General features: G+C 38.7%; 26 protein-coding genes and 1 pseudogene. 20 read left to right on the forward strand and 7 right to left on the reverse strand.

All coding sequences use genetic code 11. The features are described 5' to 3' along the window. The 6 genes from C7B62_RS17555 to C7B62_RS17580 form a co-directional block, all read left to right on the forward strand. Positions 1–503 (forward strand): EAL domain-containing protein (locus tag C7B62_RS17555; protein WP_146132133.1); only part of this gene is annotated, 503 nt, incomplete at its 5' end. A 382-nt stretch (positions 504–885) separates the two neighbouring features. Next, on the forward strand, positions 886–1,560 hold the full coding sequence (locus tag C7B62_RS17560; RefSeq protein WP_106239744.1) for a hypothetical protein: 675 nt from the start codon (positions 886–888) through the stop codon (positions 1,558–1,560). Between the two features lie 101 nt (positions 1,561–1,661). Then, on the forward strand, positions 1,662–2,054 hold the full coding sequence (locus tag C7B62_RS17565) for a hypothetical protein (protein WP_106239747.1): 393 nt from the start codon (positions 1,662–1,664) through the stop codon (positions 2,052–2,054). Between the two features lie 115 nt (positions 2,055–2,169). Then, on the forward strand, positions 2,170–2,562 hold the full coding sequence (locus tag C7B62_RS17570; RefSeq protein WP_106239751.1) for a hypothetical protein: 393 nt from the start codon (positions 2,170–2,172) through the stop codon (positions 2,560–2,562). Positions 2,563–2,633: 71 nt separating this feature from the next. Then, positions 2,634–3,125 (forward strand): hypothetical protein, encoded by a 492-nt coding sequence (locus C7B62_RS17575; RefSeq protein ID WP_106239754.1) that lies wholly within the window; start codon positions 2,634–2,636, stop codon positions 3,123–3,125. A 64-nt stretch (positions 3,126–3,189) separates the two neighbouring features. Next, a complete protein-coding gene (locus C7B62_RS17580) occupies positions 3,190–3,687 on the forward strand; it encodes a hypothetical protein (RefSeq protein WP_106239757.1) in 498 nt (165 codons plus the stop codon). A 122-nt stretch (positions 3,688–3,809) separates the two neighbouring features. Here C7B62_RS17580 and C7B62_RS17585 read toward each other — a convergent pair whose 3' ends face one another. Beyond that, on the reverse strand, positions 3,810–4,730 hold the full coding sequence (locus C7B62_RS17585) for an RluA family pseudouridine synthase (protein WP_106239761.1): 921 nt from the start codon (positions 4,728–4,730) through the stop codon (positions 3,810–3,812). 178 nt (positions 4,731–4,908) lie between these two features. Here C7B62_RS17585 and C7B62_RS17590 point away from each other — a divergent pair, with 178 nt between their 5' ends. The 5 genes from C7B62_RS17590 (at position 4,909) to C7B62_RS17610 (ending at position 8,031) form a co-directional block, all read left to right on the forward strand. Then, a complete protein-coding gene (locus C7B62_RS17590; protein WP_106239764.1) occupies positions 4,909–5,586 on the forward strand; it encodes a Mo-dependent nitrogenase C-terminal domain-containing protein in 678 nt (225 codons plus the stop codon). A gap of 48 nt (positions 5,587–5,634) precedes the next feature. Then, positions 5,635–6,645, forward strand: coding sequence for a GTPase ObgE (obgE, locus tag C7B62_RS17595; RefSeq protein ID WP_106239767.1), 1,011 nt, complete (start codon positions 5,635–5,637; stop codon positions 6,643–6,645). A 120-nt stretch (positions 6,646–6,765) separates the two neighbouring features. Next, positions 6,766–7,035 (forward strand): 30S ribosomal protein S15, encoded by a 270-nt coding sequence (rpsO, locus tag C7B62_RS17600; RefSeq protein WP_106239771.1) that lies wholly within the window; start codon positions 6,766–6,768, stop codon positions 7,033–7,035. Positions 7,036–7,047: 12 nt separating this feature from the next. Further along, a complete protein-coding gene (locus C7B62_RS17605) occupies positions 7,048–7,515 on the forward strand; it encodes a PAM68 family protein (protein WP_106239776.1) in 468 nt (155 codons plus the stop codon). A gap of 87 nt (positions 7,516–7,602) precedes the next feature. Next, entirely contained in the window at positions 7,603–8,031 is a 429-nt protein-coding gene (locus C7B62_RS17610; RefSeq protein WP_106239780.1) for a DUF29 domain-containing protein, read from the forward strand. Positions 8,032–8,099: 68 nt separating this feature from the next. Here the strand turns inward: C7B62_RS17610 and C7B62_RS17615 are convergent, their stop codons facing one another. Beyond that, positions 8,100–8,543: a universal stress protein gene (locus C7B62_RS17615; RefSeq protein ID WP_106239784.1), complete on the reverse strand. Its 444-nt coding sequence runs from the start codon at positions 8,541–8,543 to the stop codon at positions 8,100–8,102. Between the two features lie 167 nt (positions 8,544–8,710). On the opposite strand from C7B62_RS17615, the gene C7B62_RS17620 reads away from it, so the two are divergent. The 4 genes and pseudogenes from C7B62_RS17620 to C7B62_RS17635 all read left to right on the forward strand — a co-directional run bounded on the left by C7B62_RS17620 (position 8,711) and on the right by C7B62_RS17635 (position 11,584). After that, positions 8,711–8,908: a DUF4327 family protein gene (locus tag C7B62_RS17620; protein WP_106239788.1), complete on the forward strand. Its 198-nt coding sequence runs from the start codon at positions 8,711–8,713 to the stop codon at positions 8,906–8,908. A 27-nt stretch (positions 8,909–8,935) separates the two neighbouring features. Beyond that, entirely contained in the window at positions 8,936–9,166 is a 231-nt protein-coding gene (locus C7B62_RS17625) for a DUF4327 family protein (RefSeq protein ID WP_106239792.1), read from the forward strand. Positions 9,167–9,224: 58 nt separating this feature from the next. Further along, positions 9,225–9,983: pseudogene (locus tag C7B62_RS17630) on the forward strand (phytoene desaturase family protein); the annotation flags it as partial. A 230-nt stretch (positions 9,984–10,213) separates the two neighbouring features. Beyond that, positions 10,214–11,584 (forward strand): cytochrome c biogenesis protein, encoded by a 1,371-nt coding sequence (locus tag C7B62_RS17635; RefSeq protein WP_106239796.1) that lies wholly within the window; start codon positions 10,214–10,216, stop codon positions 11,582–11,584. 291 nt (positions 11,585–11,875) lie between these two features. Here the strand turns inward: C7B62_RS17635 and C7B62_RS17640 are convergent, their stop codons facing one another. Then, entirely contained in the window at positions 11,876–12,331 is a 456-nt protein-coding gene (locus tag C7B62_RS17640) for a heavy metal-responsive transcriptional regulator (RefSeq protein WP_106239800.1), read from the reverse strand. Between the two features lie 361 nt (positions 12,332–12,692). Here C7B62_RS17640 and C7B62_RS17645 point away from each other — a divergent pair, with 361 nt between their 5' ends. From C7B62_RS17645 to C7B62_RS17665, 5 genes are all read left to right on the forward strand, one after another. Continuing rightward, positions 12,693–13,829, forward strand: a complete 1,137-nt coding sequence (locus C7B62_RS17645) for a SpoIID/LytB domain-containing protein (protein ID WP_106239828.1) — start codon at positions 12,693–12,695, stop codon at positions 13,827–13,829. Between the two features lie 387 nt (positions 13,830–14,216). After that, on the forward strand, positions 14,217–15,365 hold the full coding sequence (locus C7B62_RS17650; RefSeq protein ID WP_106239804.1) for a glycosyltransferase: 1,149 nt from the start codon (positions 14,217–14,219) through the stop codon (positions 15,363–15,365). A 579-nt stretch (positions 15,366–15,944) separates the two neighbouring features. Then, positions 15,945–16,379 (forward strand): hypothetical protein, encoded by a 435-nt coding sequence (locus C7B62_RS17655; protein ID WP_106239807.1) that lies wholly within the window; start codon positions 15,945–15,947, stop codon positions 16,377–16,379. Positions 16,380–16,464: 85 nt separating this feature from the next. Beyond that, a complete protein-coding gene (locus tag C7B62_RS17660) occupies positions 16,465–16,977 on the forward strand; it encodes a hypothetical protein (protein WP_106239810.1) in 513 nt (170 codons plus the stop codon). Between the two features lie 174 nt (positions 16,978–17,151). Further along, positions 17,152–18,384: an LL-diaminopimelate aminotransferase gene (locus C7B62_RS17665; protein ID WP_106239813.1), complete on the forward strand. Its 1,233-nt coding sequence runs from the start codon at positions 17,152–17,154 to the stop codon at positions 18,382–18,384. A gap of 121 nt (positions 18,385–18,505) precedes the next feature. Here the strand turns inward: C7B62_RS17665 and C7B62_RS17670 are convergent, their stop codons facing one another. The 4 genes from C7B62_RS17670 to ebsA form a co-directional block, all read right to left on the reverse strand. After that, entirely contained in the window at positions 18,506–19,237 is a 732-nt protein-coding gene (locus tag C7B62_RS17670; RefSeq protein WP_106239817.1) for a DUF2993 domain-containing protein, read from the reverse strand. 109 nt (positions 19,238–19,346) lie between these two features. Then, positions 19,347–20,828: a catalase gene (locus tag C7B62_RS17675; RefSeq protein WP_106239820.1), complete on the reverse strand. Its 1,482-nt coding sequence runs from the start codon at positions 20,826–20,828 to the stop codon at positions 19,347–19,349. A gap of 235 nt (positions 20,829–21,063) precedes the next feature. Then, positions 21,064–22,155, reverse strand: coding sequence for a phosphotransacetylase family protein (locus tag C7B62_RS17680; protein ID WP_106239825.1), 1,092 nt, complete (start codon positions 22,153–22,155; stop codon positions 21,064–21,066). A 36-nt stretch (positions 22,156–22,191) separates the two neighbouring features. Further along, positions 22,192–22,566, reverse strand: a complete 375-nt coding sequence (gene ebsA, locus C7B62_RS17685) for a type IV pilus biogenesis protein EbsA (protein ID WP_106239831.1) — start codon at positions 22,564–22,566, stop codon at positions 22,192–22,194. Positions 22,567–22,801 lie beyond the last annotated feature (235 nt).

The raw sequence follows: 22,801 nt of genomic DNA on the forward strand, positions 1-22,801 counted from the left end.
AGATGAGTATTAATTTAGCTAGTCAACAGCTACAAGAACCTGAATTTATTAGTAAACTCGATCAAATTCTTGAAGATACAGGGTTAGATGGTAGCTCTTTGAGGCTGGAGATTACTGAAAGTGTCTTAATTGAACCAGGAGGAAGCATCCAGGATACCCTGAGGCAGATTAAAAACAGAAACATTAAGTTGAGTATTGATGATTTTGGGACAGGATATTCTTCTTTAAGCTATTTACGCCGTTTCCCCATTGACAATTTAAAGATAGATCGTTCTTTTATTCAGCAAATGAACTTTGATTCCGAGAATTTTGAAATTGTGCGCCTAATTATTACCTTAGCCAAAACCTTGGGGATGAAGACGATTTCTGAAGGCGTTGAAACTTCTCTCCAACTAAACCAACTCAAAGGTTTAGGGTGTGAATTTGCTCAAGGATACTTGTTTTCTATTCCCTTAGCGCCTGAGCAAATTGAGCTGATGCTAGCTAAATATCCTCAGTTTTAAAACTATAGTCATTCCAAGGCTTTTAGAATTTTTTCAGCAAAATCAAAAATTAATGCTTCTAGAAATTAAATGGATAAATTCTCTATTTTTTCTCTAGAAACACTTTGCTGTTTGAATAAAATTTTTCTTGTTAGATTCTTTATATAAATTAGCTCTTATTAGGCTGCTAATTAATTGACTTTATTTGTACTTCATGATGAAACTGTATTTGTTTATTTAAAAAGCATCTAAATAATATCAGATTTATAAATATCAGTAATTATCATTAAGTGATTTTAAAGTACGAAAAATTCTCTTGTGTATTTAAATTAAAACTTATATATTACGTACATGGTTAAAAAAGAACTTTTCCAGAAAAAATGTCCTTTATAAAAAGAGAACAATGTTTAAATATACCTTACGATTTTTTAGTCTTTTATTATTAGTTAGTATTGGAACTAAAGCCCAAGCACAAACAATTGAAAATACAGTTACTTCAGAGTCACAACCTAATCAGGAACAAACTCTAGATAACGATCAAAATAATGCTGCGGCTATTAATCAAACTGGTATTTATAACGTTGGCGATGCTGCAACTTATAAAATTCAAGATTTAGGTGGCAGAAATGTAGTCTGTCCCAAATCTTCCTTAATTGTGGGAAGTGGCTATAACTCTGCGGAAGGAATTAATTTTGGAGAAAACTCTTCTTATGCCATAAATGCTTCTTTTATTGTTCCTCTAGGGGGAAAATTAGGCAAAGCTTGTGAAGAAATGGGTCAAGCTTTGGCTCGTAAAGCTCAATATGATTTAGAGATTATTAATGCTCGTTCTTGTGCTGAACTTATCAGTGCTGGAATTAGTTTAAATTCTGAAAAATTCCCAACTTTATCAGTAGTTTGTGATGGAGTATCTCTAGTTAAAAACAATATAAATCAATCTAATGATTCTGTTCAACTAGAGCCTCAAAGTTCGTCTTTATCAAAAAACACTGATGATGAGGAATCAAATAATCTTAATAAGATTGAATCTATAAGATTACGCGATGATGAAACTGATGAAAATAATGAGTATTTTTAGAAATCAATTTTCTTAACTCAATATTTCAGCAAAAAAAGCTCTAAAGTCATTAAGATAATCCAGGAAAATCAATAATAATTACTATCAGGATAATTAAAATCATGAAAAATATCAAAGTATTAGGTCTTGCGATCGCTGCATCAATTATCGCTGCTCCCGCTTTCGCTGGCGAAACTTACGTCCGTAACGAGTCAATCAAATCTTGGGGAAACACTCATACCAATCTTAGAATCGATTCTGATACCCACTCCACCAGAAATGAAGCTTACGGTTCTTTTGCTTACAAAGAATATACCGATGGCGATGTCACTCAACAAGGTGGTTATTGGGGTAAACCTCTGACAGTTAGCTACGACGACTATAGTGAGCATACTGCTGGATCTTTACTTGTAGGTAAATTCACAGAAACTATTGAGACAGAAGTCGGGGGACATATCAATAGTTATTCAGAATTTAAATCTAACGCTCACGAAACTTCGGCTGGAGTTAGATAAATATAAGTTTTCTTAACTCAACATTCTTCTTGAAAACTAAACCAGCTTCAAAGTTGAAATGGCAATGAAGCTGAATCAAATAAAAACAATAAGTATTCTTAGAATAATTAAAATCATGAAAAATATCAAAGTATTAGGTCTTGCGATCGCTGCATCAATTATCGCTGCTCCCGCTTTCGCTGGCGAAACTTACGTCCGTAACGAGTCAATCAAATCTTGGGGAAACACTCATACCAATCTTAGAATCGATTCTGATACCCACTCCACCAGAAATGAAGCTTACGGTTCTTTTGCTTACAAAGAATATACCGATGGCGATGTTACTCAACAAGGTGGTTATTGGGGTAAACCTCTGACAGTTAGCTACGACGACTATAGTGAACATACTGCTGGATCTTTACTTGTAGGTAAATTCACAGAAACTATCAAGACAAAAGTCGGGGGACATATCAATAGTTATTCAGAATTTAAATCTAACGCTCACGAAACTTCTGCTGGAGTTAGATAAATACAAGTTTTCTTAACTCGATTAGAACATCATAGGGCAGAGTTATCTGCCTTTTTTAATATATATTTGCCATGAACCGTTTAGTTTTTTCGCTAATACTACTTTTAGGCTGGATTATCTTTATTGTTTTTGATCGAGGTTTTTTCTTCGATCAGATTGCCGCAATGCCTGAAAATACTATTAATAATAATGACCTTAATAACTCTCCTGCTCCTAGTATTCGTGGAAATTTAGGAATTGAGGACAATAGTCTTCAGGAAAATAATCTGCAAAATCAAATTCAATCTGAGCTTTATAATTCTATTTCCACTGGTATGTCTTACGAAGAAGTCAGGTCTATTATCGGTTGGGATGGTGTTTTGCTCTATGAGAATGAAGTTAACAATGGCGAAAGAATAATTCAGACAAAGGTTTATCAGTGGAACAAAGAGGATGTTTATTCAACTAATAACATCTATAGTACTTCTAACAGGTTAGGCAATCCAAACTTTTCTGAGAATCTTACTCTTGAATTTCAAGATAATCTTTTGATTAACAAAAATTTTTCTGATTTAAAGCCTTAACTAGCTCAGAAAAATAAAATATATTTTAATCATTAAAAAAATACGAGATTGAGAAAATTAATTCATGAACAAAACTCTTGCTTCATTTACTTCAATAACTATTACGCTTTTTACCATATCTCCTACTAGGGCAGGAGATACCTTTGTTCGTAATGACACAGTTTATAAAACGAATCGCACAGAAACTTCATTAGAAATTGATACTGTAACTAACTCTAATAGAACTGAGCATTACAATAGTTATTCTGAAAAAATTTTTTTTGAGGACAATTTAATTAAACAGACTAATCAATCTCAATCATCAGCGCAAAATGATGATTTTCAACAAGAATTTGTTAATAATAATTCTGTATTGAAATTGTCTAATGTTTATCTAAATGACGATAATTATACAGATGTTTATAACAATACCAATAGTTTTAATGGCTTGACTATTCATAGATCGGGTTCTTCGCTGACTGGAACATTTGTAGAAGATACTACTACTAGAATAAAGGGAACTGTTTATAGTGTTACCAATGAATCTTTTAGATCTCATGAGACTACCGCTGGGGTTCGTTAGATTAGCATAATATTTATGGTACAAAGTTAGAAAAAATTATTAACTCTGATTGAGTTTGGGGGCAATGCTCCCTTTTTTATATTTAAATAAAATATTTCAAAAATTATTTCTTCACAGGTAATCTAATTGCGATTACGTAGGACTTGTAAGAGCTTGATAAACTCTTCAGGTAAAGGAGCGATCGCTGTAATCAATTCTTCAGAGATCGGATGAACTAAGGATAATTGTCTAGCATGTAGCGCTTGACCAGAGAGATTTACTTTCAATGAGCGATTTGCGCCGTAGGTGCTGTCTCCCACCAAAGGATGTCCGTGATGAGCGCAATGGACTCTAATTTGATGAGTTCGCCCAGTTTCTAGGAAAAATTGCATCAGGCTATAGTTACCAATTCTTTCTAATGTTCGCCAGTGGGTAACGGCTGCTCTACCGCCGTGGTCAACGGGAATTATCGTCATTTTTTGGCGATCGCCCTGATGACGACCAATCGGCAAATCAATTGTCCCCGCATCATCAGCAAAAGAACCGTAAATGATCCCCCAGTATTCTCTTGTGGCAGTTTTGGCTTTAATTTGCTCTTGTAGATGTTGATGGACGCGATCGCTTTTGGCTACCACAATTGCGCCTGTCGTGTCTTTATCAATGCGGTGGACTATTCCAGGGCGTTCTACCCCGCCAATCCCCGCTAAATCACAATGATATAAAAGAGCGTGAACTAAAGTTCCTGTATAGTGTCCTGGCGCTGGATGAACTACCATACCCACAGGTTTATTGACAATGATTAGATGCTCATCTTCGTAGAGAATATCTAGAGGAATGTTTTCGGGAGTGAGATTGAGTTTTTCAGGTTCGGGAATAGTAACATTTAAACAGTCTCCTGAGGCTACTTGAGTTTTTTTGCTCAGGCAGACTTGGTTGTTGAGCTGGACATGACCAGAATCAATCAGCTTTTGAACGCGAGAACGAGAAATATTAGGTAGTTGTTTGGCAAGCCAACGGTCAAGACGTTCGCTGTTTTCGGTTGCCTGGAGGATAATTTCTTGAATGGTAATGGTAATAAATTTAAATTTAGTTAACGGTGAGAGTTAATTAGGATCTTTAAGCAAGGCTGAATTAATTCTAAACAGTTTTGGTGGCAGTTTTCGCTATGATTTAGATAAGTTAGGTTTAACGCAAACTAAAAATTACTATTAGTCCATATCGTTAGAAGATAGATAAATTTTGATGACTGGCATTACTCAATCTGCATATAGCGATCGCCAAATTGAGGCTTGGTTTAGGGGCTTATACACCATCGCTTTAGCAGATGGACATTATGATCCCGAAGAACAGGAACTAATTGGTCAATTAACTCAAGATTTAGTTGATATTAATGCGGTAGATCGTCTGGAGACCATAACTCCCGAAGAACTAGCAGAAAAATTAGGCAAAGAACCTGATACAGCAGAAAATTTTCTGCGTACAGCAGTTTTGGTCGCCGTGGCTGACGGGATTTATTCAACACCCGAATACGAACTGCTGCATCAATTTAGTGATGCTTTAGATATTGAAGTAGAAGCTTTAAAGGCTTTAGAGTATAATCTCTATCGACCAGAGACATCCACTTCGACATTGACTCCACCCCAGAAACCCAAATCATGTGTGGACGTACTTCATCCTGTCAAAGATTGGCTGGAAGGAATGGAAATTAAAGATCCTCGATTAGCAAAGTTTGTTTGTAAAGTAATTCCACCTCAATGTCCTTTTGAACGAGACATAAATTTGTTTGGACGCAAAGTTGCCCATATTCCACCTCTGTGTAAACTTAATCCTCTCTACGAGCAGTTTACGATGCTGCGTTTTCGTTCCTTGTCATATCTGGCTGACGAGTGTGGTGAAGATGTGACGAAATATGTTCAATAGCTATAAGTTTTCAATTCCCGTAAATAATCAATTATTTGAGCCTAATTAATGCAGTTTATCGATTTAGCAGAAGTAGAAGTAATCGCTGGTAAGGGTGGCGACGGGATGGTGGCATTCCGCCGAGAAAAATATGTTCCCGCAGGAGGTCCTGCAGGGGGAAACGGTGGCTGGGGTGGTTCAGTAATTTTAGTAGCCTCAAATCGTCTCCAAACGCTCCTAGATTTTCGCTATGCTCGTATTTTTAAAGCAGAAGACGGCAAAAAAGGTGGGCCGAATAACTGTACGGGAGCCAAAGGAAGCGATCGCCTAATTGAAATCCCTTGTGGTACTCTCATTACTGATGCGGATACGGGAGAATATCTTGGTGATTTGACGGTGGATGGTGAAACCCTTTGTGTTGCTGTTGGAGGCAAAGGCGGTTTGGGTAATAAGCACTTTTTGAGCAACAGCAATCGCGCCCCAGAATACGCTCTACCTGGCTTAGAAGGAGAAATTAGACGCTTGCGCCTAGAGCTGAAGTTAATTGCCGAAGTGGGCATTATCGGCTTACCTAACGCGGGCAAATCAACGCTTATATCTTCTTTGTCTTCTGCTAAACCCAAGGTGGCGGACTATCCTTTTACCACCTTAGTACCCAATTTAGGCGTGGTGCGTAAACCCACAGGAGATGGAACGGTGTTTGCCGACATTCCTGGCTTGATCTCAGGTGCGTCTGAGGGAGTTGGTTTAGGTCATGATTTTTTACGTCATATTGAACGAACTCGTGTCTTGCTGCATTTAATTGACGCGACAGCAGATAATCCCCCTGCTGACTATCAAACCATTCAAGATGAGCTAGTAGCTTACGGACATGGTTTACCTGAACGACCACAGATTATTGCTTTAAACAAAATTGACGCGATAGATGATGAGACTTTAGAGTTGATTACTTGTGAGCTACAAGAATTAACTTCTCTGCCGATTGTTCATGTTTCCGCAGTGACCCGTGCAGGGCTAGATCTTTTGACTTCTAAGGTTTGGGGAATTTTAGATGCCGAAGCAGCGTCAGTATTAATTTAATTTTTCTTGAACGTCTTAATTACACCACTAGTTTTTATTCAGGCGCAAGATTCAAAAAATCGATGATAATATAATAGTTTGCAGTTTAAACATATCAAGACAATCAAATCTAGACTAACTATGACTCTGACTCAACAGCGCAAGCAAGAATTAATGGCAGAATACCAAGTTCATGAAACCGACACTGGTTCTGCCGATCTGCAAATTGCCGTTTTAACCGAAAGAATCAATCAGCTAACTGCTCACCTGAGAGCCAATAAAAAAGATCATTCCTCCAGAAGAGGATTGCTAAAAATGATTGGTCGCCGCAAAGGTCTTTTAGCCTACATCCAGAAACAAGATTACGAACGCTACCAAAAATTGATTGGTCGTCTTGGCATTCGCCGTTAATCACTAGACATTATGCCATCAGATTCTAAACGGGGTCGCTTACCATTTGAACCCCGTAACAATAACAAAAAAGAAAAGCCCGAAAAAACTGCTCCTGCAACAACCGTCAAGCAGAAGCGTAAAGCTACTTCAAGAAATTCTCGACCTAACTCTAACCTCTCAGCAATTCCTGATGTTGTGAGCAAGAGGATGGGACGTCGTATGGCAATATTCTGCGGTATTCCTTCAGCCTTGGGAATGTTGTCATTATTAGTTTTTTACTGGCTTAAAGCAAATGAAGTTGTCGAACTTCCACCCTATGCTGCTTTTGCCGTTTCCTTTGGCTTTTTAGGCTTAGGAGTCTTGGGGTTGAGCTATGGTCTGTTTTCTGCATCCTGGGATGAGGAGCGCGTTGGTAGTGCTTTGGGAGGAGGCGAATTTAAACTAAACCTCGGCAGAACCAGGGACGCTTGGAAAGCCTCAAAAAAGGCGGACAGTTAAAACTTAAAGAGTATGACACGTTTTCAACGAAGTAATTAAAGCGATCGCCACCCCAGACTAGAGATCGGGAGGTTAATTCACTAACTGATGAATAAGTTATATGGAAAAGATTTTAACCTTTGGCTCGAAGAAATAGCGATCGCCATTAAAAACAGAGATGTCAGCAAGATGGATTGGGACAATCTCCTAGAAGAAATTGAAGATATGGGGGCGAGTCAAAAAAGGGCTTTACGGAGCTATCTGAATCGTTTAATAGAACAGATCTTTAAGCTAAAGTATTGGACGAGTGAACGCGATCGCAATAGAAATAATTGGCGGCTTGAAATTACCAATTTTCGCAGGGAAATCAAGAGTATTTTGGAAGATTCTCCCAGCTTGAACAAGTATTTAGCAGAAAACTATCTGTTTTGGTACGATAAGTCTGTCAAAGGACTTCAAAAAAGTAAAGTTTTTGAGCTACCTAATCACCAGCCAATTAGCTTAGATGAGGTGTTAGACGACAATTATTTTGGATAATTTACTGCGCTTTTCGAATGAATAGACTACATTAATGAAATTATCAAAAAGCTAATAGCTATTAGCTTTTAACGTTTGATTTGTGCAGGTATAACCACTACAGGACAAGATGCTTGGCGAATTACTCCCTCGCTCACACTGCCAACTAACGTTTTGTATAATGCGCCATGACCATGAGACCCAATTACAATCATGCCTGATTTTAGCTTTATGGCTTCTTGAAGAATCGTTTTAATAGTTGCGCCTTGAACTAACAAAGGGGTTACGGCTACTCCATCTTGGTCTAGTTCTAAAGCCTTATCTTGAAGATAACGATGTTCTTTTCTCAAAGTTTTTGCCCTCCAGTCTCGTTCGCATTGGGGTCCTGTACCATAACCAACAAAATCAGGATCGGGGGCAGCAATATGAATTAGCCAAAGTCTACAATTAAAGCTTTTAGCTAGTTCTGCTGCTTTATCTACAACCATGGGCGTAACATCAGAAAAATCGATCGCTGCCAATATATTATTCACAGTTAGCTAAATTTACATAATTTATATAATTTACAATAAACATGATAATCAACTACCAAAAATCAATCACTTATAAATAACAAATAACTCTATTCAAAATCCTCACAAGTTCTTCAAGCTTTGCTTATATCTTGAACCTAGAAACGAATTAACTAGAGAAGTACGTAATGACTGTCAAAAATAGTTTTTCGATCAAAGAAATTAGAAACGAAGTTCGTCATTTGATTGAGCTACATAGTTTAGATCCCCAACAGGCAATTTACAGCTTAAGTCAATTTTTCTCACCAGGAGAATGGGAATTGGTTAAATGTGAAATCGAGTCTCATGGCTATTGCCTGATGACAAATTCTATTGCCGAAATATGAGAACTGAATTAACTAGTGAGGTCAATCATGGTTGCTACAGTAAATTTTGCTAATTTTTCTCTTGATGAAATTAAAGATGAAGCCCGCCATCTAGTTGAAACTGGCAAAATCGATCCCCATCAATCAATTTGCGTTCTTTGTAATTTTATTCCCCCAAAAGAATGGATTTGCGCTGAATATGAATTGGAAAGAAACGATTATTTGTTAAGAGATCGTATCTGCGATCTTTTAGCCAAAGATGAATGGTCAGAAGATTAGGAAGTTGAAAATTAATTAGTTGATTTTTTTGCCCCTCGCTACATGATGGAATAAGGATATGAATAATTTTGATTATGTAATTTTAGGGGCAGGTTTGGGTGGACTATCCGCAGCAGCCTGCTTAACTCGTCAAGGATATCGAGTTGCAGTATTAGAACAACATTATTTACCTGGAGGCTGTTGTCATACTTTCAGCTATGGCGATTATAGCTTCTGTGCTGATGTCCACTACATCTATCAATGTGGAGAAGGGCAAGCAGTTAAGCAATTTTTAAACTATATTGATCGCGATGTCCCCTTTAATTCTCTCAATCCCGACTGTATTGACAGGGTGATTACGCCAGAGGTTGATTTTCGAATTCCATTAGATTGGGAAAAATTTCGCGATCGCCTGAACGCTACTTTCCCTGAAGAAACTAAGGGCATCAATTTTTACTGTGATGAAATTAAACAGCTACATCAAGAACTGAAGCAGTTAACCCACAAAGTACACTGGTACGATTTAGAGTGGTCAGATTGGTTCTCTTTACCGAAATACTGGCATTTGTTCAGCAGACGTAACTGGACATTACAGGATCTTTATGACCATGCGAGATTATCCCCCAATCTACAAGATCTGTTAGCTGGACAGAGTGGGGACTATGGTTTGCCTCCAAATGAAATCGCGCTGATTACTCATACATCTTTAGTTTGGGATTATTCAGAAGGCGCATATTACCCGCAACATCACTTCAAACATCTAGTCGATAGCATCGTCTCTGCCATCACCGAAGGGGGTGGGGTAGTCAAGTTTTCTAATCCAGTACAGCATATTGAGCATTTTTCCGACGCGCATCCTACGATTCTAGCGTAGGTGAATCGCTAGTTAGCGTCGGCTTTAACCTTGCGGGTTCATCCTGATTTTCTATGTACTTAAGTATAATCTTAATTAAATTATCGCTTTAGGCAGTAATGAGTCTGGAGGCGCTCAAGCAAATAAAGTCATCCTCAAGAAATTAGTTACCTCTAATAATTTTTGTCTAATTTTTGCTTCATAATATATAAATAATGAATTTTATTTTTAAGCCAGGGTCAATATTTCGTCGCTTTGTCGGCATCATTGCTAACTTAAAATTAGCGATCGCTTTATTACTGGCGATCGCCGTAGTCAGTATTTCAGGTACAGTCATTGAACAGGCAGAAACCCTGTCTTTTTATCAACAAAACTATCCTGAATCTCCTGCTTTATACGGTTTTTTAACTTGGAAAGTGATTCTCGCCTGGGGACTCAATCATGTTTATAGCACCTGGTGGTATCTTTCTCTGCTAATTTTATTTGGTGCAAGTCTAACCGCCTGTACCTTTACTCGCCAGCTACCCGCCCTCAAAGCTGCCCGTAAGTGGAAATATTATCAAAAGCCCCATCAGTATGAAAAACTAGCTCTCAGTGCAGAATTAGAGCAAGGTTCAATTAAGTCTTTAATTCCTCTGCTTAAGCAGCAAAACTATCAAGTCTGGCAGCAGGATAATGCTCTATATGCCCGTAAGGGAATTATCGGGCGGATTGGACCAATTATCGTTCATGCTGGGATGTTAATTGTCTTGGCAGGAGGCATGTGGGGTATTTTTACAGGGTTTTTTGCTCAAGAAATGGTTGCCAGCGGGGATACTTTTAAAATTAAAAATATTATTGAATTAGGGCCATTTGGGGCTAATCAGCTTCCTTCAGATTGGTCAGTTAAAGTCAATCGCTTTTGGATTGACTATACAGAAAACGGGGATATAGACCAATTCTACTCTGATTTGTCTGTGATCAGCGATCGCGACGAAGAAATTAAACGAGAAACCATCCACGTCAATAAACCCCTGCGGTATGACGGCGTTACTTTCTATCAAACTAACTGGAGTATTGCTGCTGCTAAAGTTCAGCTAAATAATAGCCCCATCTTTCAGCTACCAGTGGCGAAGTTAGATACCCTAGGGGTAGGTAACATCTGGGGAACTTGGATTCCTACCAAGCCCGATCTGAGTACGGGGGTTTCAATGTTGATTAAAGATCTCCAGGGAACGGCATTAATTTATAATCAGCAAGGAGACTTGACCAGCGCCCTACGTATTGGACAAAGTATAGACATTGACGGTATTAACCTAAAGCTAATTGATATTATCGGCAGTACTGGCTTACAGATTAAAGCCGATCCTGGTGTTCCCATTGTTTATACAGGGTTTGCTCTACTGATGATTGGGGTAGTGATGAGCTACTTTTCTCATTCTCAAATCTGGGCATTAGAACAAGAGCGCAGCTTTTATTTTGGGGCAAAAACCAATCGGGCGCAGGTAAGCTTTGAACGAGAAATGCTGGGGGTAATTGATGTCTTAAATGGCGAGTCTGAAGCTATTGATCTACCTGAATCTCGTCAATCTGTGGTCAATCTTTAGCAATTTTTTAATTAAGCATCACTTTTTATAGTCATTTCAAATAGCAACCAGTGGATCTTATAACGAAGTAACAAGTAACAAGTAACCCTTCGGGTTCGACAGTTTGCTCAACGGAGGAAACCTCCGCAACGCAACTGTCTCACAAGTAACAAGTAAAATTCACCATCATCATTAATACAAAGTAACCATAGGGAAATTAATTAAAATGACTATAGTAAGTAGCAAATAAGATTTGACCTTATTATCAATACAAAACTACCATAAGGAAATTAATTGGAATGACTATACTTTTCAAACATCCTTTAAAGACACACTCTCAATTAGGGGACAAACCTCTTGGGAGTCAGTTATTCGTTCCCTGACGCGGTCAGATTTGAGATTAAAGCTATTACTCCAACTGGTACGATATTCTTGCAACTCCTGCTTAAATAAGCTCATTTTCTTGATTTGAATTCCTAACTGCTCAATCTTGTGATCGAGCAAACTTTGTACCAAGTAACAGGGCTTTTCACCGCGATCGCGCACATCTAAGATTTGTTTGATTTCTTCGAGGGTAAATCCAAGGGCTTGAGCTTTTTTGATAAATTCAACTTGTTTGCGCGCATCCTGACTGTAATAGCGGTAGCCGTTATCACCTCTGTGTACTGGCTGTAATATTCCCAGATCGCTATAGTAGCGTAAAGTTCCCACCGCCAGACTTGTTTGTTTGGCTAATTCGCCAATTTTGAGTTTATTAGACATAATCATAAATAATCATCAAAAAGTTTTCGAGCAAGAGAGTGTTTTCCTCAGAAAAAAAATTCCTGAAATTAATAGCTTAAAAGCAACGAATTGACTGTTTCTTTACATTGAATTTATCATTTCTTTGTATTTTTTCAGATTTTCAACTGAACGCGCCAATAACATTTGGAGCGCATGAAGAACAGCAATTTTCGGCATCTGGAGGTATGAGGCGATCGCCATATTTAAGGAGGCAATAGTTAAAGACTAGCCAGAGCAACAGCATGTTTCAGCCAATTGAAAACTACTGTAAAAACTCCTGTTGTCATCGCCTATAAAATAACGCAAGATATTGATGGCGATCTTTCATCGTAGCAACATCAACAAAATGATCTTTCAAAACTTAAAATCGGTTAATTTTATTCAATACTTATTTTTAAACAAACTATCTTGGCTATCTTGTCTGATTGGGCTGTTAATTGTCCTTCCCGCTCAAGCAGTAGATTTGAAAGTAGCTGTAGAGAAAGAAGTTGAGAGTCTAAAAGTAGGTAGCTCTACTGCTGCCATAGTTAAAGATGGTGCAGGAAGGCAGCTTGGGAAACTTAACCCCATGTCGTCTCTGGCAGCTAAACTGGACGGCAACAGCATTACAATTTCAAATCGAGTCGCTGCGGGGGAATTGGTGATTGAGCCAGAAAATAATGGCTATGTTTGGATTGGCGATCGCTGGTATCGAGGAACAACTCGTTTGATTCGGCAAAACAATGGTATTACAGCAATTAATAAAGTTGACTTAGAGCAATATTTGTATAGCGTAGTTGGCGCTGAAGCAGTCTCTAGTTGGCCAATTGAAGCTCTTAAAGCTCAGGCTGTCGCTGCTCGTTCCTATGCTCTCTACAAGCGTAAAACAGGCTCAAACGGTATTTATGATGTGGATACGACAACTGGAACTCAGGTTTATAAAGGTCTAGACAGCGAATATACGACCACTCATCAGGCGGTTAACAGTACTCTAGGTCAAATTATGACCTATAACAATCAAGTCATTCTTGCTGCGTTTCATTCTTCTTCTGGCGGATATACGGAAAATGTTGAGGATGTCTGGACTTCTCCCCTACCTTATTTGAGAGGAGTAGTTGACTACGATCAGCAAGCTCCCGTATTTCAATGGCAACAAATAGTTCCCCTAAGTAAAATTCAAAGTTTAGTCGCTGGGGTGGGTAAAATTAAAGCTTTTCAGGCTACAGCAATGACTCCTCGTGGTCGAGTAGTGACAATGAACATCACAGGCGATCGCGGCAGTACAACTGTTAGCGGTAACGATCTTAGGAAAGCTCTCGATCTCCGCAGCACTTTATTTCGAGTTTCTACTGATGGCGATAATCTGCTGGTTAAAGGGCGTGGCTTTGGACATGGACTCGGCTTGAGTCAATGGGGTGCTTATTATTTAGCGAAACAAGGAATTAACTATCATCAAATTTTGGCACACTACTATCAAACCGCTAATTTAAGTCGAATGAAGTAATTATTAGTAATTATTAGTAATTATTAGTAAATGCTACAAACCTTATGGTTAAATACTTCTGATTTGCGAAGCTATAGTCATTTTAATTAATTTCCCTATGGTTACTTTGTATTAATGATGATGGTGAATTTTACTTGTTACTTGTGAGACAGTTGCGTTGCGGAGGTTTCCTCCGTTGAGCAAACTGTCGAACCCGAAGGGTTACTTGTTACTTGTTACTTCGTTATAAGATCCACTGGTTGCTATTTGAAATGACTATACATGTGGCCCAAGCCTTTGTCCTTTAGGACTTCCACCTAGCGGCACTAGCTCGATAGGTTAAAAATATGTATTAATACATGTTGATTTATCGAGCTTTATATTACTAACTTTTATAATTTTTCTCTTATGTCCAACAGTTTTTCTTCTGATATCAATCGATCGCCACGCATTTTGGTTCTCTCTGTGCGTGGATTCCGTTTTCAAGCAGCAAACTGCTGTATTTATGAGTTTGAAGACTTATTAACCGACTTAGAATTAGCACAACTACACGTAGCAAATCCAAATCGCGACTTTGACATTGCTTGCAAGATCTATCGTGGAGTCAAATATCTTGGCGGTTCTGACAGTCTTGCTTTAAAAGCTGCTCCTTTTCCCCCAGAATTGGTTTTAGAGCATGAATATGATTTATTCTTCGCGGTATTAGACAACCCCTTTCAGTTTCATCTTTTGGAATCAATCAAAGGATGGCGGGAAAAATGTCGGTATACAGCCTGTTTCATCACTGAGATGTGGCAGCCTGACTTAAAGATTAAGCGATTATTTAGGGAGCCTTGGTCAAATTTTGATCGCGTTTTTTTAGGTGTGACCCAATGCGTCGAGGGATTGAGTAAGTTGATTAAGCCACCCGTGACCTATATTCCTCCTGCGGTTGACACCTTACGCTTTTCCCCCTATCCCAATCCACCTCAACGTTCCATTGATGTTTCTTACGTAGGTAGACGATCGTCAAATATCCATGATGCTTTAATAAAAAGAGCCGCTCAAGACAACTTCTTTTACTATCACGACACGGTCAAAGGAAAATTAGAAATTGAGAATGCTAGAGAACATCGCATTTTGCTTGCTAATCTATTCCAAAGAAGTCGCTACAATATTACCAACTATGCCAAATTCAACTCCACCGCCGAAACAGGAGGGACTCAAGAAATTGGCTATCGCTTTTTTGAAGGGGCAGCAGCAGGTACGGTAATGATCGGTATGCCACCTGCTGGAGAAGCTTTTCCTCGCTATTTTGATTGGTCAGAACCAATTATTAAGGTCGATCTATCTGGTACAGATGTGGTGGAAGCGATCGCCGAATTGGATGCTCAGCCAGAAAGGCTAGAACGGATCAGTCGACGCAACGTAGCTAATTGCTTACTTAAGCACGATTGGTCTTACCGTTGGCGAGATATACTGAGTACTTTTGATTTAAAACCTAGTCAAGCAATGATTGAGCGAGAAAAATATCTATCTAAATTAGGTCATAGTATTTTGGCTGAAATCGAAAGTTAATCTGAAATCCAAAAATGAATGCTACAAATTACTCCTCTACTTCCTCTACCTCTCTACTTTTCATCTGTAGCCAACTTTAAAGTATTTCAGATAACATGTTTTTTGCACGAATTATACTTAACTAGTACTGCTATACGGAAGTCACAGTTAACTTTAATTTCCCCTACCTACTTACTAGCTTTCTCATTAATAGTCATCTACGATAACTAACGGGTCTACCACTGAGACAGTATTTGCACCAAAAGAAGTTGGTAGGTTTGCTCATAATTTTACTGGTTTACTTCTTTGGATAGATGAACTTCCAAGGACATTTAAATTATGGTAATTAGTAACAAATAATACAGAAAATTATCCTCAGCCAATTGCTATTGATCAGATCAGGTAAGGTAAGGTTGAGGCTAGTCAATAGTAACAGTATAAGCAATATTTAGACTCAGCTAAATTAGTCAAAACTACTAAAGACACTATGTTCTAGTTAATAGTTTGTATCTATGATTTTGTTGGAGAAAAACTATTGATTTTTCTGCTTTGTTATTGGTCAAGATTATCAACATTTAGTAAACGTCAAGAACTATATTTATGATGAAAAGTTTAAGCAAAATTCGCCACTTTATAGTGACAACACTATTAGTTTTAATAGTTGCGACTACTACAGCTTGTGCCTCTAGTTCAACTGCAACTGTTCCTAATCCAACATTAAACAGAAGACAAGCATATACTCAGTTAGAAACAGGAAATAGTCTTGCTGGGCAAAAGTTTGGCGATTGGGTAATTAGTACTAGCCAAGGGTTGATTAAAGATGCCTATGTAAGAGACAACAACAAGCTCGGTGTAGTAATTACTGAGCAAGTTAAGCCAACAGAAGTTAAGACCTTAGCTAAAGCTTTAACCATGGGATTTCATCAGAATTTTCCTAATCAAGATTTGACCGTCATGATGTATGCACCAGACAAAGCAAAAGTTCTGACTGCTAAATATAATGCACGAGACAATAATATCGAATATCAAGGATAGTTCAAGGTCAAATCTTAGGTAGTCAGAATTTGCCATCTACTCAACTGACAATCAAAACTTGTTAATTCTAATAGGAGCAATAATTATGTCCAGCAGTGACCAATATAAAAAACAAATTATGAATGACCTTGCTGGTGGTAAGGTTGAATCTCTCGATAACTCAGCGATCAACGAAGATAGTTACGATAACTTTGATGATTTTGCTAATCGTTCTAGCCGAGACGAAAGACATGGTTTGTTCCGCAATGCTTTTCATCACGACAATGTTTCGCCACAGCAAATGGAACCAGAGTTACAAAAAGCGATCGCACAAATCAAGCCAAACGAAAGAGATGATGTTGCTAGAGAGTTTTTAAAGCACCTAGACAAAAGAGGACTGAAGGAAAAAGATTTAGCCAGTCAACTCGGCCTATCTACTCATCATGCTAGTCGGATGAACGCTGATGATGTAAGCAAATTGGCTAACTTCACCTATCATTCTCATCCTGATATTTTTCAAGAAGTAATGGCAGATCAGCCTGCTTTGCTTAAATTTTTTAGTAATCCTTTGGTGGGTGCAGCATTGGGCGCAGTTGCAGCAAAATGGTTGCGTCGCTAAGAATCTTTGTAACACGATCTATGGGTAATTATGCTAAAGAGCGTTTAAAATAGCGCTCTTATTTTTTTGGGCAGATTTTAACTTAAGGCATACAGATTAAAGCTAAATTAAAAACGTGATTTAACTTGCCAGATAACAGTAAGCTTAATCAATGGCGTTTGTAGTAAAGAATCAATGGCAACCATAAACGATAATTATCTTAAACTTAAAGCAGGGTATTTGTTCCCTGAAATTGCGCGTCGAGTTAGTGCGTTTGCAGCAGATCATCCTGATGCACCAATTATTAAGCTAGGTATTGGAGATGTCACCGAACCCTTACCTGCTGCCTGTCGTGATGCAATCATTGAAGCGACTAAAGAAATGGGCGATCGCAGTACCTTCAAAGGATATGGACCAGAACAGGGATATCTCTGGTTAAGAGACAAAATTGCTCAACAAGACTTTCAATCCCGTGGTTGTGAGATCGATGCGTCGGAAATCTTTATCTCAGACGGTTCTAAGTGCGATTGCGGTAATATTCTCGATATTTTTGGCAATGATAATAAGATTGCCGTGACCGATCCTGTCTATCCTGTGTATGTCGATACTAACGTTATGGCAGGAAATACAGGAGAATTTCAAGAGGGTAGGTATAAAGGTCTAGTTTACCTGCCCATCACTGCGGAAAATAACTTTACTGCGGAAATTCCTCGCGAAAAAGTAGATTTAATCTATCTTTGTTTCCCTAATAATCCCACAGGAGCAACAGCTACCAAAGAACATTTAAAAGCTTGGGTAGATTACGCCCAGCAACACGGGTCATTGATTTTGTTTGATGCAGCTTATGAAGCCTTTATCAGCGATCCTGATTTACCTCACTCTATTTATGAAATAGAAGGAGCAAAAGACTGTGCGATCGAATTCCGTTCTTTCTCCAAGAATGCTGGCTTTACCGGGACTCGTTGTGCCTTTACTGTAGTTCCTCAAAATTTAATGGGTAAAGCGCAAGATGGTTCAGCAGTCAAAATCTGGCAACTATGGAATCGTCGTCAGTGTACCAAATTTAACGGTGTATCTTACATTGTGCAACGGGGTGCAGAAGCCGTTTATTCTCAAGCTGGACAGGCGCAAATCAAAGAGTTAGTTAGTTTTTACCTCGAAAATGCTAAAATCATCCGCGAACAGTTAACTGCAGCAGGAATTGCCGTATACGGAGGAATAAATGCACCTTATGTCTGGGTGAAAACTGCCGATGGCTTATCTAGCTGGGACTTCTTTGATAAATTGTTGTTTAACTGCAACGTGGTTGGCACTCCTGGTTCTGGCTTTGGGGCAGCAGGAGAAGGCTATTTCCGCATCTCTGCATTTAATAGTCGAGATAATGTTAACGAGGCAATGAAGCGAATTACAGAAAAGTTTACCGCCTAGTTATTGGTGAACTAAAAATAGCGATCGCATTTTGATTAATTAATAATTTGATTTATGGCGATCGCTCTAACGCAAATATAGGTAGTAGAATTCTGTTTTGGGTTGTGCCGATAGCTAATCTTTAGCTATTAGGAAAATCGCGAATCACAGCGCTAGCTGCCATAATTATTTTTCCCTGACAAACATCGAGTTTGTCGATTTTTAGGGACATAGCATCTAATTCAAAATTACGTAGATCGAGTATTTCCTTAGTACTGTCCAATAGAGTTTGAGCAAAGGCTGCATTTTCGCGATCGTGATATTCTACATCGGCGATCGCAATTTTGTTGCCATCAGCATCTATGCTTGGTTTTGCAGACAAAGCAATGTGTTTGGTGGTTTGTGATTCGGCTATCTCGATATCTGCTTCCAAGCCAATTTTTTGCTCTCCAGGTAAGGTAAATTTTACATTACGCGCATTAACTGTAACTGTTTCACCATTAAGATCTAGCTTTTGGTTTTGGAGTTTACCTTTGATATATTCAGAATTAAAGGCTCGCTGTAGATCTGCTTCTAGTAAAACTATCTTAGCTTCAGCGTTGGTATCCTGAGTCAATTTAATATTACCCAAGGCAGCCTTAACTGAATCGACAGCGATCTCGTCTGTTTGCAGAATTAATCTCTCTGCCCTTAATTCTTTTTTCATCACCATGCCTTTGCCGTCAATAGTGACCGACTCTAATTTTCCGCCAACTACATCTAACGGATTAGCTCTAACATCAACATCTAGTTCTTCTACTTCATCTAGTTGACTCTTAATGCCGACTTCTGCTGCTTTACTAATTGCTTGTTCGCCGAGATCGGGCTTGTTCATTCTTTCATTCCTGATTTAACTGATTAATTACTCTCTAAAACACAGAAAATGAGAGATAGAGTGGATTTTTAATTGTCCTCATCCTCTATCCCTCGTCCGTCAATCTTAGTTATACTGTTGCTGGTTTTGGTTCTGGTTTTAGTGGTTCGCTAGTAGCGATCGCTTTTTGTACCTGTTCGGCTAACATGGGGGATACTTTGCGGAATAACTCCATCTGGTCTTCAATTACTTCTGGAGTCGCTTTACCGAGACTGCCAGCAATGTTGCTATAAAGACGCTCTTTTTCACCGTCATCCAGCATGTCATAATACATCCGTGCCTGATCGTAATGGTCGTCTTCGTCTAACTCGATCCGTGCTGCCATTCCCGAAACATGATAGGGAGGTTCTTCTGCACGTTTGTCGGGTTGAGGATAGCTTTCGTGAGAAGGATTGTAGTTAATCCGTGAGCCATTATTATCGTCAGTACGCATCAACCCATCACGATAAGGAGTATTTGCAACCGTGGCATGGGGTTTGTTAACGGGAATGGTGTCATAGTTAACGCTTAGACGATGGCGGTGAGCATCAGCATAGGACATAATCCGCGCTTGCAACATCCGATCTGGTGACCAAGAAATCCCAGGAACAACATTACCAGGAGAAAATGCTGCCTGTTCTACTTCGGCAAAATAATTTTCGGGGTTACGATTTAATTCAAATTTACCGACTGTCTGCAAGGGAAAATCACCATGAGGCCATACTTTAGTGAGATCAAAAGGATTCCACTGGAAGTTTTGTGCCTGTTCATCGGTCATTAGCTGAATCTTCATTGTCCAAGAAGGATAGTTGCCTTCTTCAATGGCTTGATAAAGATCTTTAGTTGCCCAACGAGGTTCTACTCCCTCCATCTTGCGCCACTGTTGATCGGTAAAGAATTTATTACCCTGATCGGTAATAAAGTGGAATTTTACCCAAATACGCTCATTTTCTTGATTAATCAAGCTAAAAGTGTGGCTACCATAACCATTCATGTGTCGCCAGCCCATGGGCGCACCGCGATCGCCCATCAACCACAATACTTGATGGATACTTTCAGGTACTAAAGACCAAAAATCCCACCACATTTGATCCTGTCGCCAATGTTCTTTGGGGTGTTCTTTCTGGGAGCGAATAAAGTCCATGAATTTCATGGGATCGCGCATAAAAAAGATTGGTGTATTGTTCCCCACCATGTCCCAATTACCATCTTCGGTATAAAACTTAAGCGCAAACCCTCTCAAGTCACGATAAATATCTGAACCGCCTTTAGATTTTGCCACGGTAGAAAAACGCGCAAATAGTTCAGTTTGCTTGCCTACCTCTGAAAACATTTTGGCTTTGGTATATTTAGTAATATCTTCGGTGACGGTAAAAGTCCCATAAGCACCCGAACCGAGCGCGTGAACTACTCGCTCAGGAATCCGCTCACGGTTAAAATGCGCCATCTTCTCTAAAAGAGTATAGTCTTCTAGTAATAGAGGTCCTTGCTTGCCTACAGTTTTAGAGACGGTATTGCTAGCTATGGGAATACCAGCAGCATTAGTTAAAGTTTGTTGATTATTATCTACCACAAAAAATCCTCTTTAGTTATAAGGCGATTGTCCATCACTCTGTCCTTAAATGCTAATGGGCAGGGGTCAAGAAATACCTCTAACTTGAGATGTATAACTGGGAAAGTGTTTGATCAATCATGACAACGATAAAGCTCATAATCATGTTGTCCTGACACACCATCAGACTGAGAATTAGCAACACAATTCTGGGTGGTTAGACCATTTACAGGTAGATTACAATCTTAATTCAAAATTAAATTGATTTAGCAAATTCTAAACCTAGATATTTAAGCAGTCGCTCAAAATCAAAATTTTGCTGAATCAAACGTTTAATTTGACGAACTTTTATTTCTTCCTGAAGCGGAACTTTGCCAAATGCGCCATCAACAACTTCTACCGTAGTTAAAGTATCCGTATCCACAGACAGCACTGGAATTTCTAAACTTTCGGCTCTCTCGATAATTATTTCTTTAGGGGGAATGCGACCAGTAAGAATCAGACAGTGAGTTGAAGTTTCTAAAGCTGCTAATTGTAATTCTGTGCGATCGCCTCCTGTAACCACCGCCATATTTTCTCTTTGACGGAAATATCCTAAAGCTGAATTAACGTTCATTGCCCCGATGCTCAAACTTTCTATCATCCAGTCTAAATGCTCTGAACAACATAAAACTTCGGCCTTTAATCGCTTGGCAATTTCCTTGACACTAACGCTGTTGAGGATACGATCCTTGGGAATCATTCCCAAAACAGGAATCTGCTGATTTTCCAAATAAAGTTTAATAATTTCTGAAGCAGTGCTAAATTCTTCAGCTGGCACATCGTTGATGACTACCCCTAACAAACGATCTCCCAAAAACTTCTTAGCTGATAATAAGCTACCTACCAAAAGTTGAGGCTGATAACGAGCAACAAGCAGAATTGAAGCATCAACTAATTCGGCAATTTCTGGCACTGAAAGATTAAAAATACTCCCTTCCCAAAGATTACTAGATCCTTCGAGGAAAATTAAATCCCCCTCAATTTGCGTTATATACTCCCGTACTGCCTCACTATAGTCTTGACGATCTGCTCCTTGCAGTCGTTGATTGATCATCGTCTGGTCTACGGATAGCAAAGGCGATTTCACTTGATTTGCAGACAAACCTAAAGCTGTTGCTAAAAATTTGGCATCAGTAGAAGATGCCAAATTCTCTAGATTTTCTCGAAAATCGGTTGCGAAAGGTTGCCCATAGCCAATTGCAATATCTTTTGCCTGAGCAAGATAGCTCAAACCGAGAATAGTCGCCGATTTACCACAGTAGGCTTCGGTAGAAGCTATTAGAAGATATTTAGCAGATTTAGCCACGCCCTCACTCCTTGTTAATTTTGTATTTATATGATTCTATTCAAAACGCAGCAGTTTGCGATAAAAACTTTGAGGAAAATCAGTTGTCTTTGAACGCTTAAAATTTATGATGACATCAATTAGGTAATCAATAAATTCTGAATTAGATAAAGTTACTTCATAGCTTAACTCTGCTTGTCCATCAAATTGTAAACGACAACGGGTTAACTCCGAGGGTAATTTTGATACATACCAGCTAGCAACAAACGCGATGCCTTCTCCACCTTCAATTTGACGTTCACCTTCTAAAGATGCTTCACGGTACAAAGCGATCGCATGAGGTAGCCAACTATGTTTATTTTTTGAATAGTAAGGTACATAAATAATTACATCTGCTTTACTGGCTGGCTTGATTTGTTCAATCGTGGACATAGTAGACATAGATAAAAACCAATAATAGTTAAGAGTGTTGATTCAATTTTCCAAAACCTTCTACTTTATAACATCAGTTTTTTCAGATAACCTCTAACCTCGATCTGGGAGTTAGCCTTCATAAATGATTGACGTGTGTTAGCTTTTCTTAAAAAAAACCAAAAAAAATGCCCCCCAAATAAATGGAGAGCATTTTTTTAATTAATTTAATCTAGTCCAAGATTAACCGTTGATT

The organism is Pleurocapsa sp. CCALA 161 (assembly GCF_003003995.1).
GTDB lineage: Bacteria > Cyanobacteriota > Cyanobacteriia > Cyanobacteriales > Xenococcaceae > Waterburya.

Bases quoted from the DNA above. Each gene is read 5' to 3' on its own strand.
- C7B62_RS17640 (WP_106239800.1), bottom strand. From the start codon at position 12,331: ATGATTATGTCTAATAAACTCAAAATTGGCGAATTAGCCAAACAAACA.
- C7B62_RS17605 (WP_106239776.1), top strand. From the start codon at position 7,048: ATGCCATCAGATTCTAAACGGGGTCGCTTACCATTTGAACCCCGTAAC.
- C7B62_RS17580 (WP_106239757.1), top strand. From the start codon at position 3,190: ATGAACAAAACTCTTGCTTCATTTACTTCAATAACTATTACGCTTTTT.
- C7B62_RS17665 (WP_106239813.1), top strand. From the start codon at position 17,152: ATGGCAACCATAAACGATAATTATCTTAAACTTAAAGCAGGGTATTTG.
- C7B62_RS17565 (WP_106239747.1), top strand. From the start codon at position 1,662: ATGAAAAATATCAAAGTATTAGGTCTTGCGATCGCTGCATCAATTATC.
- C7B62_RS17610 (WP_106239780.1), top strand. From the start codon at position 7,603: ATGAATAAGTTATATGGAAAAGATTTTAACCTTTGGCTCGAAGAAATA.
- obgE (WP_106239767.1), top strand. From the start codon at position 5,635: ATGCAGTTTATCGATTTAGCAGAAGTAGAAGTAATCGCTGGTAAGGGT.
- C7B62_RS17590 (WP_106239764.1), top strand. From the start codon at position 4,909: ATGACTGGCATTACTCAATCTGCATATAGCGATCGCCAAATTGAGGCT.
- C7B62_RS17650 (WP_106239804.1), top strand. From the start codon at position 14,217: ATGTCCAACAGTTTTTCTTCTGATATCAATCGATCGCCACGCATTTTG.
- C7B62_RS17625 (WP_106239792.1), top strand. From the start codon at position 8,936: ATGGTTGCTACAGTAAATTTTGCTAATTTTTCTCTTGATGAAATTAAA.
- C7B62_RS17645 (WP_106239828.1), top strand. From the start codon at position 12,693: ATGATCTTTCAAAACTTAAAATCGGTTAATTTTATTCAATACTTATTT.
- C7B62_RS17635 (WP_106239796.1), top strand. From the start codon at position 10,214: ATGAATTTTATTTTTAAGCCAGGGTCAATATTTCGTCGCTTTGTCGGC.
- C7B62_RS17620 (WP_106239788.1), top strand. From the start codon at position 8,711: ATGACTGTCAAAAATAGTTTTTCGATCAAAGAAATTAGAAACGAAGTT.
- ebsA (WP_106239831.1), bottom strand. From the start codon at position 22,566: ATGTCCACGATTGAACAAATCAAGCCAGCCAGTAAAGCAGATGTAATT.
- C7B62_RS17560 (WP_106239744.1), top strand. From the start codon at position 886: ATGTTTAAATATACCTTACGATTTTTTAGTCTTTTATTATTAGTTAGT.
- C7B62_RS17670 (WP_106239817.1), bottom strand. From the start codon at position 19,237: ATGAACAAGCCCGATCTCGGCGAACAAGCAATTAGTAAAGCAGCAGAA.
- C7B62_RS17575 (WP_106239754.1), top strand. From the start codon at position 2,634: ATGAACCGTTTAGTTTTTTCGCTAATACTACTTTTAGGCTGGATTATC.
- C7B62_RS17570 (WP_106239751.1), top strand. From the start codon at position 2,170: ATGAAAAATATCAAAGTATTAGGTCTTGCGATCGCTGCATCAATTATC.
- C7B62_RS17660 (WP_106239810.1), top strand. From the start codon at position 16,465: ATGTCCAGCAGTGACCAATATAAAAAACAAATTATGAATGACCTTGCT.
- rpsO (WP_106239771.1), top strand. From the start codon at position 6,766: ATGACTCTGACTCAACAGCGCAAGCAAGAATTAATGGCAGAATACCAA.
- C7B62_RS17655 (WP_106239807.1), top strand. From the start codon at position 15,945: ATGATGAAAAGTTTAAGCAAAATTCGCCACTTTATAGTGACAACACTA.